The 13,937-nt window shown below is 42.0% G+C and carries 14 protein-coding genes; 5 read left to right on the top strand and 9 right to left on the bottom strand.

Features of this window, described 5'->3' with window-relative positions; translation table 11 throughout:
• Positions 1–432 precede the first annotated feature (432 nt).
• A complete protein-coding gene (locus ACOVQQ_RS10170; protein WP_421818102.1) occupies positions 433–1,668 on the bottom strand; it encodes an ABC transporter permease in 1,236 nt (411 codons plus the stop codon).
• Positions 1,669–1,784: 116 nt separating this feature from the next.
• On the opposite strand from ACOVQQ_RS10170, the gene ACOVQQ_RS10165 reads away from it, so the two are divergent.
• Positions 1,785–3,002: an exo-beta-N-acetylmuramidase NamZ family protein gene (locus ACOVQQ_RS10165; RefSeq protein ID WP_421818103.1), complete on the top strand. Its 1,218-nt coding sequence runs from the start codon at positions 1,785–1,787 to the stop codon at positions 3,000–3,002.
• A gap of 290 nt (positions 3,003–3,292) precedes the next feature.
• Positions 3,293–3,523 carry a hypothetical protein gene (locus tag ACOVQQ_RS10160; protein ID WP_094486009.1) on the top strand — a complete coding sequence of 77 codons (231 nt, stop codon included), beginning with the start codon at positions 3,293–3,295 and terminating at the stop codon, positions 3,521–3,523.
• 3 nt (positions 3,524–3,526) lie between these two features.
• On the opposite strand, the gene ACOVQQ_RS10155 is transcribed toward ACOVQQ_RS10160, so the two are convergent.
• Positions 3,527–4,054: a YkgJ family cysteine cluster protein gene (locus tag ACOVQQ_RS10155; protein WP_421818101.1), complete on the bottom strand. Its 528-nt coding sequence runs from the start codon at positions 4,052–4,054 to the stop codon at positions 3,527–3,529.
• Positions 4,055–4,057: 3 nt separating this feature from the next.
• Between ACOVQQ_RS10155 and ACOVQQ_RS10150 the strand changes: the two genes are divergently transcribed.
• Genes ACOVQQ_RS10150 through xseB form a run of 3 tightly spaced genes read left to right on the top strand, consistent with a single transcriptional unit; the run spans position 4,058 to position 6,343 of the window.
• The gene (locus tag ACOVQQ_RS10150; protein ID WP_421818100.1) at positions 4,058–4,765 is read left to right on the top strand and encodes a class I SAM-dependent methyltransferase; all 708 of its coding nucleotides are present in this window, start codon (positions 4,058–4,060) and stop codon (positions 4,763–4,765) included.
• Positions 4,765–6,159 (top strand): exodeoxyribonuclease VII large subunit, encoded by a 1,395-nt coding sequence (xseA, locus tag ACOVQQ_RS10145; RefSeq protein ID WP_421818099.1) that lies wholly within the window; start codon positions 4,765–4,767, stop codon positions 6,157–6,159. Before ACOVQQ_RS10150 ends, xseA begins: the two co-directional genes overlap by 1 nt.
• Positions 6,140–6,343: an exodeoxyribonuclease VII small subunit gene (gene xseB, locus ACOVQQ_RS10140; RefSeq protein WP_298142956.1), complete on the top strand. Its 204-nt coding sequence runs from the start codon at positions 6,140–6,142 to the stop codon at positions 6,341–6,343. The genes xseA and xseB overlap by 20 nt, the downstream gene beginning before the upstream one ends.
• A 793-nt stretch (positions 6,344–7,136) precedes the next feature.
• Here the strand turns inward: xseB and ACOVQQ_RS10135 are convergent.
• The 7 genes from ACOVQQ_RS10135 to ACOVQQ_RS10105 all read right to left on the bottom strand — a co-directional run bounded on the left by ACOVQQ_RS10135 (position 7,137) and on the right by ACOVQQ_RS10105 (position 13,619).
• Positions 7,137–7,772, bottom strand: coding sequence for a 7-carboxy-7-deazaguanine synthase QueE (locus tag ACOVQQ_RS10135; protein ID WP_421818098.1), 636 nt, complete (start codon positions 7,770–7,772; stop codon positions 7,137–7,139).
• Positions 7,773–7,904: 132 nt separating this feature from the next.
• The gene (locus tag ACOVQQ_RS10130; RefSeq protein WP_421818097.1) at positions 7,905–9,608 is read right to left on the bottom strand and encodes a tetratricopeptide repeat protein; all 1,704 of its coding nucleotides are present in this window, start codon (positions 9,606–9,608) and stop codon (positions 7,905–7,907) included.
• Positions 9,609–9,620: 12 nt separating this feature from the next.
• Complete coding sequence (locus ACOVQQ_RS10125; RefSeq protein WP_421818096.1) at positions 9,621–10,526, bottom strand: PstS family phosphate ABC transporter substrate-binding protein; 906 nt, start codon at positions 10,524–10,526, stop codon at positions 9,621–9,623.
• A 234-nt stretch (positions 10,527–10,760) separates the two neighbouring features.
• A complete protein-coding gene (locus tag ACOVQQ_RS10120) occupies positions 10,761–11,552 on the bottom strand; it encodes an energy transducer TonB (protein WP_421818095.1) in 792 nt (263 codons plus the stop codon).
• Positions 11,553–11,581: 29 nt separating this feature from the next.
• Entirely contained in the window at positions 11,582–12,118 is a 537-nt protein-coding gene (locus ACOVQQ_RS10115) for an ExbD/TolR family protein (protein WP_421818094.1), read from the bottom strand.
• Positions 12,119–12,130: 12 nt separating this feature from the next.
• Complete coding sequence (locus tag ACOVQQ_RS10110) at positions 12,131–12,748, bottom strand: ExbD/TolR family protein (RefSeq protein ID WP_298142975.1); 618 nt, start codon at positions 12,746–12,748, stop codon at positions 12,131–12,133.
• A gap of 31 nt (positions 12,749–12,779) precedes the next feature.
• The gene (locus ACOVQQ_RS10105) at positions 12,780–13,619 is read right to left on the bottom strand and encodes a MotA/TolQ/ExbB proton channel family protein (RefSeq protein ID WP_298142977.1); all 840 of its coding nucleotides are present in this window, start codon (positions 13,617–13,619) and stop codon (positions 12,780–12,782) included.
• Positions 13,620–13,937 lie beyond the last annotated feature (318 nt).

The following is a 13,937-nucleotide window of genomic DNA, read 5'->3' as shown; positions in this document are numbered from 1 at the left end:
CAAAAAAACTCAGAACCTACGCCGCGCCTGTTCGGTTTAGCGGGTGCAAAAGTAGAACTTCTAAAACCCCTTTTCCAAACTTTTTGGCAACTATTTTGCAATTATTTTTTAACTCGCTGATAAACAAAGAGACAGAAAAGCGATTAAAATTGGTTTTTGGCACTTGAATCCGGCTTGACCAAGCTTTTTCGTTCTGGAACGTGACTCAGGCAACGTATTTGCGGCACGATTTTGCGCAGCAGGGACTGCAACGAAAAGCCACGGCAGTTGAAAACCTATGAAGGCCGCTGCGGTGCGGCGACCTCAGAAGCCCCGCCGCAGCGATGCCGAACGGTTTGAAACAAACGCGCTTGAAGTGAAAGGCCCGGCCCGAAGCCGCAAACATACTTCCACTAAACTGGCGAGGGGCTGCCCAAAAAAAAAGAAGAAAAATTAGGAATACGCGATGGCTTTTACCGGCGAAATCTTGGTAATTAAATAAGACGGAACCACTAAAACCAACAAACAAACGCCAATTGTAAGCAGATTAACCAACATAATAAGGGGTATGTTTAAAAAAACCGGCGCCACCTTAACATAATAACTGTCGGGATTTAACTCTACAAGGCCAAAATAATATTGCAAGCCAACCGCCAGCAACCCGAGGCCATTGCCAATGAGTAAACCGCGACCAATCAGGAACACCGCTTGGTAAATAAAAACCTTTCGAATAAACCAATTGCCCGCACCTAAGGCTTTTAGCATACCAACTAATTTCGTTTTTTCTAAAATGAGCACCAATAAAGCTACACTCATATTAATGCTGCACACGACAACCATAAAGCCAATAATCAGCATAATATTAAAGTCGAATAAAGCCATCCATTCGAATAAAAAACTATGACTCTTTAAAATCGTAACCGCATTGAGTGTCGACGGAATTTCCTCGTACACCGATTCGCCTATTTCTTTTAACCGATCAAAGTCGGAAACAAACAACTCAAAGTTGCCTACTTGATCGGCACTCCATTTATTCATGCGCTGAATGTGCTTCAAATCGCCAATGACATACGATTGATCAAAATCTTTAAATCCGCTATTGTAAATTCCTACCACATTGAAGCTGCGTCGAAATGGTTGTGTTGCCGCCGAATCGCGCATAAAAAAAGTCACAAACTTTGAACCCACTTTTAATCCCAATCGGTTTGCGAGATATTCCGACAACAAAACTTCGTTGCTCATTGCACTGCCGTACTTCGGCAACCTACCGGCAACGAGGTACTCGTCAAAATTATCCCACTTAAAATCCGTACCAACGCCTTTAAACACAATGCCCTCGAAAGCTTTCGGTGTACGTATTATTCCCGCTTTGGTGGCTACACCCTGAATATGCGTGACTTCGGGTATGGCAGTGAACGTCGGATAAAACGTTTGCTTGGTAGATATCGGATTTACCGACACCTTACTCTCGTTCTCATCAAAATTTGAAATCGAAATATGCCCATTAAACGCCGCAATTTTCTCTCTGATTTTACGTTGCAAACCAATGCCGCTGGCAATCGAAACGACCATCATTAGCATGCTAATCGCGATTGCCGAAATTGCAATTTTAATTATAGGACCAGATATACTATTTTTACGCCCTTTTGATTTGACGAGTCTAGATGCGATAAACAATGGCGTATTCACTAGAAGCACTATTTAAATTCGCGATAAAATTAGCCAAAACTGCCTTGAACACGAGATCGATTTTCCCGAAAGTACACAAAAACGCCTGGACTCTAGCGTCGGCCCTGCTATTGCTGATGCTAAACTATTCATGCACAACCGCAAAAACTACCCTTGCAGCAAAACCGCTGCACGTAAATACTGTTGTTAAAGAACCCGAAATCATTGAAAGTATCGTTACCCAGGAACCTCCAACCGAAATATTTGGTGTAGGTGCACTCAATTTCAATGGCTACAGCAAATTACTCGAAGGCAAGCGCGTGGGCGTACTCACCAACCAATCGGCTGTGGTGGAAGGCAAAAACTTGGTTGATTTCCTCATTGAAAAAAACGTAAATCTCACGAAAATTTATGCGCCCGAACACGGTTTTAGAGGTACAGCCGACAACGGCGAACTCATCTCCGACGGCAAAGACTCTAAAACAAATCTACCGATCATCTCGCTGTACGGCGACAAAAAGAAACCTACTCCGGAGCAACTCGACGGCATCGACATTATGGTTTTCGATCTGCAAGACGTTGGCGTGCGCTTTTACACGTACATCAGTAGCTTGCACTATTTAATGGAAGCCTGTGCCGAAAAAGGCATCGCCGTTGTGGTTCTTGACCGTCCGAATCCGAACGGGAAGATTGTTGACGGACCCATACTCGAGCCCGAAAAAAAATCGTTTGTAGGCATGCATCCGGTGCCGGTTTTACACGGAATGACCATCGGCGAATACGCGCGCATGATCAACGGCGAAGGCTGGTTGGCAAACGGAAAGAAATGCATGCTGTATGTAATTGCGTGTTCGGGTTACCTGCGCGATATGCCGTATTCGTTGCCGGTTCGCCCCTCGCCTAACCTCCCTAACGATCTTTCCATAAACCTGTACGCCTCACTGTGCTTGTTCGAAGGCACAAATGTGAGTGTGGGTCGGGGCACCGATAAGCAGTTTCAAATCTTCGGTTCTCCGTATTTAAGCCGGCACACGTTTTGTTTCACTCCCGAACCGAATTTAGGCAGTAAAAACCCGCCTTACAATGGAAAAGATTGTTACGGCGAAGACTTGAGCGAGCATCCGTTTATAGATCGTCTTGAACTCAAATGGCTGCTGCAGGCGTATAAAGACACGCCCGATAAATCGAAATTCTTTACGTCGTATTTCGAGCGTCTGGCCGGAACTGCCAAATTGCAGGAACAAATCGAGAGCGGCATGTCGGCGTCCGAAATTCGCGCGACTTGGGAAAGCGGCTTAATCGAATTCAAAAATCAGCGCCAGAAATACCTCATTTATCAATCGGCTTCGCTGTAGTTTTTTTTGGGCACATCCTGCCGCATGAAAACTCATCGAAGCGCATGCGGCAGGTCGGGCTGTACACTGCAATAAAACCGCTTGGGCGCTGTTTCAGCCAACGCATTCGGTCGGCTTCCGCTGGTCGCCACCCAAATTCGGGCTTCAATAGCGCCCAAGCCCTTTTATTTTCGTTGCCATCCCTTGTGCGAAATCGTACCGAGAGAACGTTCCGTGTTAAAGTATCACTAATCTAGTAGGATGCCTAAAAACGAATGAGTAATTTGCTAACATATCAAACCGTTACAGCTATGAAAAAAGCAGATTTCCTACTCAATCTTATGGATAAACTCCATGCGTTTGTCGACCAAATTAACTACTACATCGAAATCGGTCTCACGTATTTCGAAATCGCTAAATCTTGGGTGCAACAAATATTAGCGTATTTGCAAACCGCTATCGACAAACTAGTTGATTTCATTGGTGGCCGACAAGCAACCGAAGATTACTTGCAATTTCACGAAGAGGATTTGTTTGTCTAGAACTTACATCGGTAACTTTTGTTTTAATGCCTCGACAATACGCAAGGTTGCCGGACAAACCAAGGTGTTTTGTGCTGTGAGTTCAGTAATTTGATGAAACTTCGGCCGATCGGTATGCGGATATTCGCGACACGCTTTCGGGCGGTGTTCGTAAATGGTACAATAATTTTCGGCATCCAAAAACACGCAAGGCACTTGTTGCAAAACCAAATCGCCATCTTCATCGGTGCGTAAATACTGTTGCTCAAATGCAGCTGGTTTCAAACGAAGTACTTTTGCTATCCGCTCCACATCCGATTTGGTAAAAAGTGGGCCGGTTGTTTTGCAACAATTGGCGCAGGTCAAGCAATCGGTGCGTTTAAATTCGGCATCGTGCAATTGCTGCATCACCGAATCTAATTTTGCCGGTGCTTTCTTTTTTAACTTTGAAAGATATTTTTTATTTTCACTAAATCTTTCGCGGGCCGTTTTTTCGAATGACTCCAAGGTTAATTTTTGCGCTAATTTAATACGGCGCCAGCAAATTCTCATCCATTGACAGATTTATTTGGCTCAGCTTTGTCGGATTTCTTTTTCCACAAAAAGAAATTTCCTTTGTACGCATCGACATCTATTTCGGCTGCCGATCGTATTTCTATGAAATATTTGCTGCGCGATAGCTTGCAAATGCCCGCATTAGAACGAGATGCTTTGGCACGATGCTGCGGACGCATACTCGATTTAGGCTGTGGCGGCGGTTCGCATAGCTTGTATTTACAAGAAAAAGGCGAAAACGTTGTGGCTTGCGACCGGTCCGAGCACATGATTCGAATAGCAACAGCGCGAGGCGTACTGCAAACACATTTGGGTACCATAACCGACTTTCCCGACTTTAGTTTTGATACGGTTTTAATACTGATGAACGGCAGCGGTTTGGCCGGAACCTTAGACAATTTGTCTCTTTTCTTGCAGCAAATTGCCCAAAAACTTACGCCTGGCGGCCAAATTTTGCTCGACAGTAGCGACTTAGCCTACATGTTTGCAGACGAAGAGGATGCGGAATCGATATTAAACGGAGAATCTTACTACGGAGAACTCGACTATCATTTGAGTTACCGCGGAAATCGGGAATCGTTTAAATGGCTGTACGTTGATTTTGAAACCTTACGCCAAAAAGCCGAAACCGTTGGTTTGATTGCAGAACGCGTTTTTGAAGGAAAGCATTTTGATTATCTAGCCAAAATTTACTGGGCCAACTGCTGATGGAAACAGCTGCAAAAACATATACACTCACTGATTTGGGCAACAGCCTAAAATCGGTCATTGAAAAAAGGTATACTGGACGCTATTGGGTGGTAGCAGAAATAAACAAACTCAATTATTACCCGCATTCCGGACATGCGTATCCAGAATTAGTAGAAAAGAAAGACGGAAAAGTCGTCGCGCAGTTTCGCGGGCAAATGTGGAAAAGCGATTTTGACACAGCCAACAGTACGTTTCTAGAGTTACTAAACGAACCCATTCGAGACGGCATTAAAGTACTTATGCTGGTAAAAGTTGTTTTCGACGGTATGTACGGTTTGAGTTTGCAAATCAAAGCAATCGATCCGAAATACAGTTTGGGCGATTTAGAAACAGAGAAAAACCTGACACTTGCCAAATTAAAAAAGGAAGGTATTTACGAATCGAACAAAAGAAAAACACTGCCTTTGGTGCCGAAACGCTTAGCTATAATTTCGGTAGAAAGTTCGAAAGGATACGCCGATTTTCTGCAAATTTTAGCGCAATCGAGCGAAAAATATTGTTTTGATTTACACTTGTTTCCATCGATTTTACAAGGCGAGCAGGCGGTAACGGGCATACAACAGCAATTGCGGGAGATTGCAAAAACGCCACACGAGTTCGATGCAGTCGCCATTATTCGCGGTGGTGGCGGCGATGTAGGTTTAAGTTGTTACAACAATTACGAACTTTCGCGGGCGGTAGCTACTTTTCCGCTGCCTGTTTTAACCGGAATCGGACATGCCACTAACTTAACCGTAACCGAACTGGTTGCGCATACCAACGCCATTACGCCAACTAAACTTGCCGAATTACTATTGCAACAGTACAGGCGTTTTGATGACGAGATTGCACGAGCTACTGACAAAATTCGTGTGTTAACGGAAAAAATCGTGCGCGAAAACAAACAGAAAATCGATGCGAATCAAAGATCACTGGTTGCGGCAACGAAACTGTTTACTGCACGGTTGTTGGTGCACTTGCAACGGCAGTCGGAAACCTTTAAAGCCAGTACTGGAAAACAGCTTCAACGCAGTTCGTTGGCGCTGCGCGAACAGCAGTATCGCATTACGCTCTCGACCGAAAGAATGGTGGGAAACCAGCGCGGGAAGTTGACACAATTTGCTGGGCAAGTTGCTGAGAAATCGGTTCGAAAACTCGAAATACAGCAGCAGGAATTAACGCATTTGGAACGAACAGTTGCAGTTATGCATCCGCGGTCGGTGTTGCAACGCGGTTTTGCTTTGATTCGTGGAAACGGAAAAATAATTACGTCGGCTAAGAAGTTGAAATCCGGTCAGGAATTGGAAATCGAACTTTATGACGGCACAGTACAAACGAAATTGATTGAAAAAAATGAAAACGAAGCAAGTTGAAATTACCTATACGGAAGCATTCGAAGAGTTAAATCGCTTGGTTTTGGAGATGGAACGCGGGGAAATTGCCGTTGACGTGCTGTCGGAAAAAGTGGCGCGCGCCGGCTTACTGATAAAAATTTGCAAAGCGAAGCTAACAGAAACGGAAGCCTCGGTTTCGGCTTTGTTGAAGGAACTGGAATAGGTAACAATTTTTAGGTAACGATTGCCGCGGCCGCGATTGAAACGAAAAGCGCGCAAAGTAGCAAAACCAGCAGTTTACAAAAATGCAAGGCGACCAAAGAAGCCCTTGCAGTTTAAAGTAACATGAGTTCGACAGAAAAATCTTTGTTAGATCGCTTGAAATGAAAACTTTAGGTGACCTGTTACTACTTTTGATCGACTAATAGCAACAGCTAATCATTTAAACAGTCGCCAACGTCGTTGTATTTTTTTGAGATACCTCGGTATCCCAAAGAAAATACGCCTTGTAATCAACTATTTAAATGATTTCTAACTTCGATTTTTATATCGAACTCATGTTAAAATGCGGTTTTGCTACTGCGTACTTGTAGTGGAAAGCGCGAATTGCCGCCCAAAAACTAAGCGAGGAACTTTCAACCTGTGTTCGATTAAAAATCTTTGTCAGATCGCTTGAAATCGATAATTTGTAAAATCAAATAGGATTGGAAAGAATTGCCTTTCACGCTAAACAGATCAACGGCTGCCTACTTCGTTAGATTTTTTTGCGATACTACAGTATCCCAATAAAAATCTGCCTGTTATACCAATTGGATCTATAAAACAGCCTAATAAAAAAATGTTTTTAAGCCATAACTGCTTTAAAAAAATTTTCCGTAGCGCAGCTATGCAACATTTTTTTGCATTGTTCTGCCTCAAAAACAACTTTTTTTCTTTAGCCTATTTTACAGTCCCAATCGGTATTAATCAACCATTCATCTGTTTTCTGACCGCAATTTTTGAATCGAACTCAGGTTTTAAGGAATATTCAAGAATTTGTGCGTTTGCAAAGAGATGCGCCAATTGGGATTTTGCATCACGTAATCGACGATTTGCGGCGTCATTTCATCGCGTTTACTCCACTCGGGCTGCAAGAAGAGTATCGCATTGGGATTGGTTTTTGCGGCCTGTTCTTCGGCAAATTTGAAATCGTTTTTATTGTAAACGATAACTTTTAGTTCATTTGCTTTTTGATACACCTCATCAACGGGTAGTTTTGTTTTCTTGGGTGAGAGGCAAATCCAGTCCCAGTTTCCGGTAAGTGCATAGGCGCCGCTGGTTTCGATGTGAATTTGCATGCCGGCATTTTTGAGTGCGTGGGTAAGCGGATTCATGTCCCACATGAGCGGCTCACCTCCCGTAACGACAATAGTTTTAGAGAATCGAGCGGCTTCAGCCACAATATTTTCTACGGAAGTGGGCGGATGTAAATCGGCGTTCCAACTTTCCTTAACGTCGCACCAATGGCAACCCACATCGCAACCACCGACACGGATGAAATACGCGGGAGTTCCGGTGTGATAGCCTTCGCCTTGGACGGTATAAAACGCCTCCATGAGCGGTAATTGCAAACCGAGATTCACTTGTTCTTGTATTTCTGAAGGTAGTGCCATAGTTGTAAAAAAGCCTGCAAATATAGGTCAATTCTTTGGTTTTAATCCTTTGAAAGAGCGTATTTATGAGAAACTTCGATCCATAAAAAAAGCCGATCGTTGAGACCGGCTTTTCAATGATAATCGTTCAGACTATTTCAGCAATTTAATGGTATTGAGTGCTGTTTCGTCGGCTGGATCGAGTGCGAGTACTTTTTCGAAGTATTCTTTAGCTTTCACTTTATCGGTTTTTGCGTAAACAATTCCGATGTTGTTGTATGCCTCGATAAATTTCTTTTTGTTTGATTCTTTGGCTACTTCTGCAGCTCCTTTGGCGGTAACTACTTTTACGTACTCTTCGTAGTTTTTAACCATTTCGGCTTCGGCAGCTGGATCGTTCGGGATCAAAGAATTAACGCGTGCTTTATAGATGTAAGCATCTTGTGTATTTGGACTTTCGGCAATTACGTTTGCGAAAGCGGTATCGGCTTTTTTAAGCGCTGGAATATCCATTTGACCTTCTTCTTTATTAGCGTTAGAGAAGTACAAAGCATATCCTAGGTAGAAATTGTCGTACAAGAAGTTACGTGATTTTGGGTTGGTCGTTGCAATTTCATAGATCGCAGCTGCTTCTTTATACAATTTAAGATCGAAGAATTTCTTACCAAAATCGTTCAGTTCGTTTGCCATTGCTGGATCCATTTCCACACCTTTGCGAATATCGGCGATACCGGCATTAAAGAGCGGTTCTTCGATGGTGTGGGTATCTTTACCATCTGCACCAGGTGTAGTTTTTAAGGATTTTTGCGTTTTAGCCAAACCTAAGTACAGGTAATCGCGACCAATAATTTTGGCTTTATCTTTCGAGAAGAAGTCGTTTAATGCGGTTATAGCAGCATCTACATTTCCGTTTTGGTAAGCAGAATAACCCAAGTAGCGCAATATTCTTGGATTTACTTTATCGAGTTTTTGCATTGCAGATGCTTCAGCTTCGAGGCCTTTGTAATCTTTGGTAAGTACTAGGAAGTCGGCATGACGCATTCTTGAATCCAAGGAATAGTCGGTCATACTCATGTACTTCTCGTAGTATTCGATCGCTTTCTTGTTGTATTCAGCATACTTTGGCTTATCGTTTAGCGCCCACACGTAGTAGGTTTCGGCAAGTTCACGAAAAGCTGGGCCGTAATTTGGGTTAGCTGCGAGAATGTTGTCGAAATCGGCTTTTGCTTCATTGAATGCGCGAGAACCTTTCTTAAGCACACCTAACTGCAATTTGGCACGAAGGAGCGTTGGATCGGTATCAGCGGCATTTCTGTAAGCAGAAAACGCTTCGTTTACGTTTTTATCTCCAAGCAGTGCGTCGCCTAGTGCTAATTGTACTTGCGGATTTGTTGGAGCGATTTCTTTGGCTTTGTTCAAGTACTCCAAGGCTTTTTTGTAATCAGGATTGGTTGAATGGGTGTACGCTTTTCCGATGTACATCAACTCTTCGTAATCTTTTTTACGAGCAACCTCAAGTGCTTTGTTAAAGTTAGCAAGCGCACCGGATGTGTTGCTGTTGTCGAGGTCGACTTGACCTAAACCGATGTAATTAAAATTTGGATTTGTTTTAACTGTGATACCTGTTTTGAATGTCGCTACGGCAGAGTCCTGAATTTTTTGCATCAGGTACACGTTTCCTAAAATTAGGTATGCTTTACCCTGATCTGGCTTAGCGGCAATAGCGGCTTTAAGCATCTTTTTAGCTTTTTCGAACTGTTCAGCTTCGATGGCTTTTTTAGCTTGTTCGATATCTTGTGCAAAGGCACCGCTAGCTAGAGCGATTAATCCGATGCTAAATAATCTCATCTTGTTCATACCTAATTAATTTTAATTTTTGATAATTTTCTTTCTCGTTGCAATTATTCTTGGAGGAATCGTTACTGGCACCAAACCTGATTTCAGAACGATTCGCTGACCGATGTCTCCTGCGATAAATGAGGCAAAACCCATACCTAAACCCGGGCGACCTTGATAATTTAACAGATAGAGCGTTCGTGAAAACGGATATAAACCCTCGGCGATATTGGCCTGATTGGGTTTAAAGTAGTTTTCGCGCTTATCTGCTTTTTTAACACTTTTTACCGCCATGGCTCGAAGTTTCGGCAGAACTTGTTCAAACTCGAAAGATGGCGAAAGTACGCGATTTAGCGGTAATACGCCAATGGCATTCTCATTTTTTAGCAGATAATTAGCTACATCGAGTTCCGTTTCGAAACCGGAAACATTTGTCGATTCAAGTTTAGTGATGTTTGCTTTGCGTTTGATGTTCTCCAAAAGACTCAAGTCGGCATTGCAGAACACAAGTCGTTTGTTATCGACGTTTTGACCTTTTACGAGTTCGTACACTGCTTCTTCTTTTAGGAGCGTGTCTGAAACCGTTCTTGCTTGAAAGAAGACTAAGGCATCGAATGCAAAAAAAGTGATCTTTCCGTTGATGTTCTTCTTCTTGAATGCCTGCTCTTCGGCAGCTGTAAGTCGGCGTGGCAGAAATGCGATTCGATTTTTATCGGCCGACATGTTAGCGCTGATTTGCGATTCGGTTGCGGGAATCAGCGTAATGTTAGCTTGATATTGGCTTTCAAAAACTTGTTCTTGTTCTTCAACAATAGGCAACATTGAATTCTCTACCAGAATACTAACCTTACCTTTAAGAATGGTATCCGTTGTTGGTTCTTTAGATTTACCACAAGCAATTGTCAGTGCAAGGATTGCGATATAGAAAAATGACTTCATGGTGTTACTTATATTGTTGAAACAATCTGATGAATCTGAAAAAAGCGTAGATAATAAGCACCGAGCCTAAGAGGATTCGGTAATTATCGGAAATGTTAAACGGTATTGATTTTAGGAAAATAATCATAAGACCTAAAACGAGGTAGGCTGCAAAAAACAGAATACCTATAACGAACAGAAATCGCTGATGTAGCGATTTCTGTGGTTTACCATTTGAATTTTTAAGTGCGTTCACTATTCTGGCGCCTGTATTGTAATTGGTTGTGAATATAGTACACGAACGTTTTTACCGTTTTGAACACCTGGTTTCCATTTCGGAGAATTTTTGATTACGCGCATGGCTTCATTTTTTGTACCGCTACCAATGTCACGAAGTACTTTGATGTCGGTTAACGATCCGTCTTTTTCAACAACGAACTGGACGATGATTTTTCCGCCATTTTCAAGATCTTCTGGTACACGGAAGTTCTTTCTGATGTATTCCATAAATTTTGCTGGTCCACCAGGGAATTCCGGTTTTACCTCCACGGCATTATATACAGTATTATCTTCAACCACTTTAGAATCAGCTGGGCCGTCTCCACTTGGTTCTTCGATTACGATTCGACCGTCGTCCTGACCTTTGACGTCTTTTGCACCAACGTTCTTGTCTTTAAGTTCTTCGATAGTTTTAATTTCTTCAACTACTTCTTCTTTCTTAACGACTTTGGGTTTAACGAATTTTACCTCATCAATCTTAGGAGCAGGTGGCGGTGGTGGTGGTGGTGGAACCAACGGCTTATCTGGTGGTGGTGGAGCGAGTTTAGCCATATCGACCATAGTTACTTTCTCTTCTTCCGCCTCATCTTTTCCGTCGGGTAACCAACCGGGGAGTCCAACTGCAACCATGAAACCTACGCCACCGATAAGTAGCGCAAGCATCGTTACTTTTGGATTCTTTTTGCGCAATTCGTATGCTCCGTATTCTTTGTTTCGACCTTCAAAAACTAGGTCGAGCCATTTCTGTCTATAGATATCTAATTTCATAACTACTTCAATTTTGCCTGTAAGACAGATTATTTAAATAGAGCGGATTCTTCTTTGGTGATATCGACAATTGCATAAGTTGGTACTTTACAAATTGCCATTTCATCAAGGATATCGACTAAGTTCTTGTAGGTTGATTTCTTATCCGCCTTGATTAATACGATCAATCCTTTTTTAGGATCACCCATAAATTGCGGCACGGAAACCATCTTCTCAAGAATTTGTTTGCGAATACCTTCTTTACCGTAAGTGAAATCTTTTACAGCTTCGATAGGCTCATTTAACTGCCCCATGTAGCTTTTTAATTTTCCATCCGGACCGATCACGATGTTCATGGTACGCTCTTGCGCAATTTTAATTTCCTCCTGATTCTTATCATCTTTATCGGGCATACCTAAATCCATCGATTGAGGTTTTGATAAAGAGGTTGTAAGCATGAAGAAGGTGATTAACAAGAACGCTAAATCCACCATCGCGGTTAAGTCAACCTTCGAGTTTTGTTTCTTACTGCGAACTTTCTTTTTGCCTTTGCCGCCGTCGTCGCCGCCGGTATTTAATTCAGCCATTTTAGTTTCTTATTAAAAGTTATCGCTTCTCAAGCCAGTTACCAAGTTAAACTTGTTCACTTCTTGCTTTTGTAGAATATCCATCACTTCTTTGATTTGTGGATATTGTTCTTTCGCATCGCCTTTGATAGCGAAGTTTAGTTGCTTCTGGTTTACTTCTGCGTTTGCGTTACGCGCAGCACGAACCCAATCAGCCAACTGGTTATCTAGAGAATCGTGCGGAATACCTTTTTGCAAACCTTTTTGGTTGCGCTCCGATGAAGTCAGGTTAATCAAGACTTTCAACTGGTTAGCAGGAACTCCGAACTCTTCCATCAAACTGAAGCGTTTTTTCTCTTCTTCAGTAAAAGACAGTCTATACTTTTCCGCGATCGCTTCTAAGGTTTTAATCCGAACGTCTGGCGCTTTCACACCAAAGAAAACCTTACCACTATCACCAATTGTGATGATAGCTAGATCTGTATCAGGCAATTTCACTTGAACCGTTGAGTTGGGTGTTTCCACCGGTAGCGGTTCGGGTTGTTTTGCCGTTGCGGTTAAGATAAAGAATGTCAACAATAAAAACGCAACGTCGCACATCGCAGTCATGTCGATTGCCGTTACCTTTTTTGACATTTTAACTTTAGCCATTTTTTATCTTTTTGAGATTATATTATAAAAATTAACCTCTTAAGCTTCCTTTAAATCTTCTGTAAGTTGCTACGATTGTAGAACCTGCTTCGTCAATTGAATACGTTAATGTATCGATTTTAGATGTGAAGAAGTTGTAAGTGATGATCGCAAGAGCAGATGTAGAGATACCTGTTGCTGTGTTGATAAGTGCTTCAGAGATACCGTTTGCAAGAGCTGCTTGATCTGGAGTACCTGAAGTTGCTAACGCACCAAACGCCGTGATCATACCCATTACCGTTCCAAGAAGACCCGCAAGCGTACCTAACGATACCAAAGTCGACAAGATAGTAAGGTTTTTCTCCAACATTGGCATTTCCAATGAAGTAGCTTCTTCGATTTCTTTCTGAATGGTCTCAGTAGCTGCTTCGCTGTCGAAACCTTCTTTTTTCACCTCGTTGTATTTGATAAGAGCTGCTTTAATTGCATTTGCTACAGAACCTTTCTGCTTGTCACAATCTGCAATAGCACCATCAATGTTTCCAGAGCTGATGTTTGTTTGAACCGACTTCATAAACTTATCTAAGTTTCCTGTACCAGCTGCCTTAGAAATTACGAAGAAACGCTCGATAGAGAACACAAGTACCATCAACAATAATCCCATCAAAACCGGTACAATTTTACCTCCTTTGTATACCATTGCTAGGTAGTTTCCTGGTAGCGGGTGCCCTTCTGGGTCGCCTCCTTCAAAGTTATCTGGATTACCCATGATAAACTTCCAAATAATTGTACCAATTACAATACAGGCTACAATTACAATTGCGGAAAAGAGGTTTCCACCGTTTGATCCTGATTCTTTCTTCGCTGCACCAGCGTTTGTTGCATTTGCCATCTTAAAATAATTTAGTTTTTAATTTTTGTACTTATGTAACTATTGAGTAAAAAGGTTAATTTTTCAATATATGAAAGCGACAAATTTATATTTTTAGCTTAGATAAAAAAACAAAAATGCATTTTTTTAAACAGCAAAAATTATCAAAGTTTGACGACAGGAACCAAAACTTTTTCGGATTTTAACCGATATTTTTGCATTTATGGCTGTTTTTTAGCAAGTCAGTTGCAAGAATAACATTCATTTTAATAACTACAAACGACTTAATTTAATGATAATATAACATTGCGTTGTAATTGCAACAAAAACCCTACACCT

It is taken from the genome of Flavobacterium sp., from assembly GCF_049240005.1.
Classification (GTDB): domain Bacteria; phylum Bacteroidota; class Bacteroidia; order Flavobacteriales; family Flavobacteriaceae; genus Flavobacterium.
Note: the sequence above shows the minus strand (reverse complement) of the source record. Positions and strands in the feature narration are given on the sequence as shown.

Excerpts from the sequence above, each read along its gene's own strand:
- ACOVQQ_RS10165 (WP_421818103.1), top strand. The coding sequence starts at position 1,785 with ATGCTAAACTATTCATGCACAACCGCAAAAACTACCCTTGCAGCAAAA.
- ACOVQQ_RS10160 (WP_094486009.1), top strand. The coding sequence starts at position 3,293 with ATGAAAAAAGCAGATTTCCTACTCAATCTTATGGATAAACTCCATGCG.
- ACOVQQ_RS10155 (WP_421818101.1), bottom strand. The coding sequence starts at position 4,054 with ATGAGAATTTGCTGGCGCCGTATTAAATTAGCGCAAAAATTAACCTTG.
- xseA (WP_421818099.1), top strand. The coding sequence starts at position 4,765 with ATGGAAACAGCTGCAAAAACATATACACTCACTGATTTGGGCAACAGC.
- xseB (WP_298142956.1), top strand. The coding sequence starts at position 6,140 with ATGAAAACGAAGCAAGTTGAAATTACCTATACGGAAGCATTCGAAGAG.
- ACOVQQ_RS10135 (WP_421818098.1), bottom strand. The coding sequence starts at position 7,772 with ATGGCACTACCTTCAGAAATACAAGAACAAGTGAATCTCGGTTTGCAA.
- ACOVQQ_RS10130 (WP_421818097.1), bottom strand. The coding sequence starts at position 9,608 with ATGAACAAGATGAGATTATTTAGCATCGGATTAATCGCTCTAGCTAGC.
- ACOVQQ_RS10125 (WP_421818096.1), bottom strand. The coding sequence starts at position 10,526 with ATGAAGTCATTTTTCTATATCGCAATCCTTGCACTGACAATTGCTTGT.
- ACOVQQ_RS10120 (WP_421818095.1), bottom strand. The coding sequence starts at position 11,552 with ATGAAATTAGATATCTATAGACAGAAATGGCTCGACCTAGTTTTTGAA.
- ACOVQQ_RS10115 (WP_421818094.1), bottom strand. The coding sequence starts at position 12,118 with ATGGCTGAATTAAATACCGGCGGCGACGACGGCGGCAAAGGCAAAAAG.
- ACOVQQ_RS10110 (WP_298142975.1), bottom strand. The coding sequence starts at position 12,748 with ATGGCTAAAGTTAAAATGTCAAAAAAGGTAACGGCAATCGACATGACT.
- ACOVQQ_RS10105 (WP_298142977.1), bottom strand. The coding sequence starts at position 13,619 with ATGGCAAATGCAACAAACGCTGGTGCAGCGAAGAAAGAATCAGGATCA.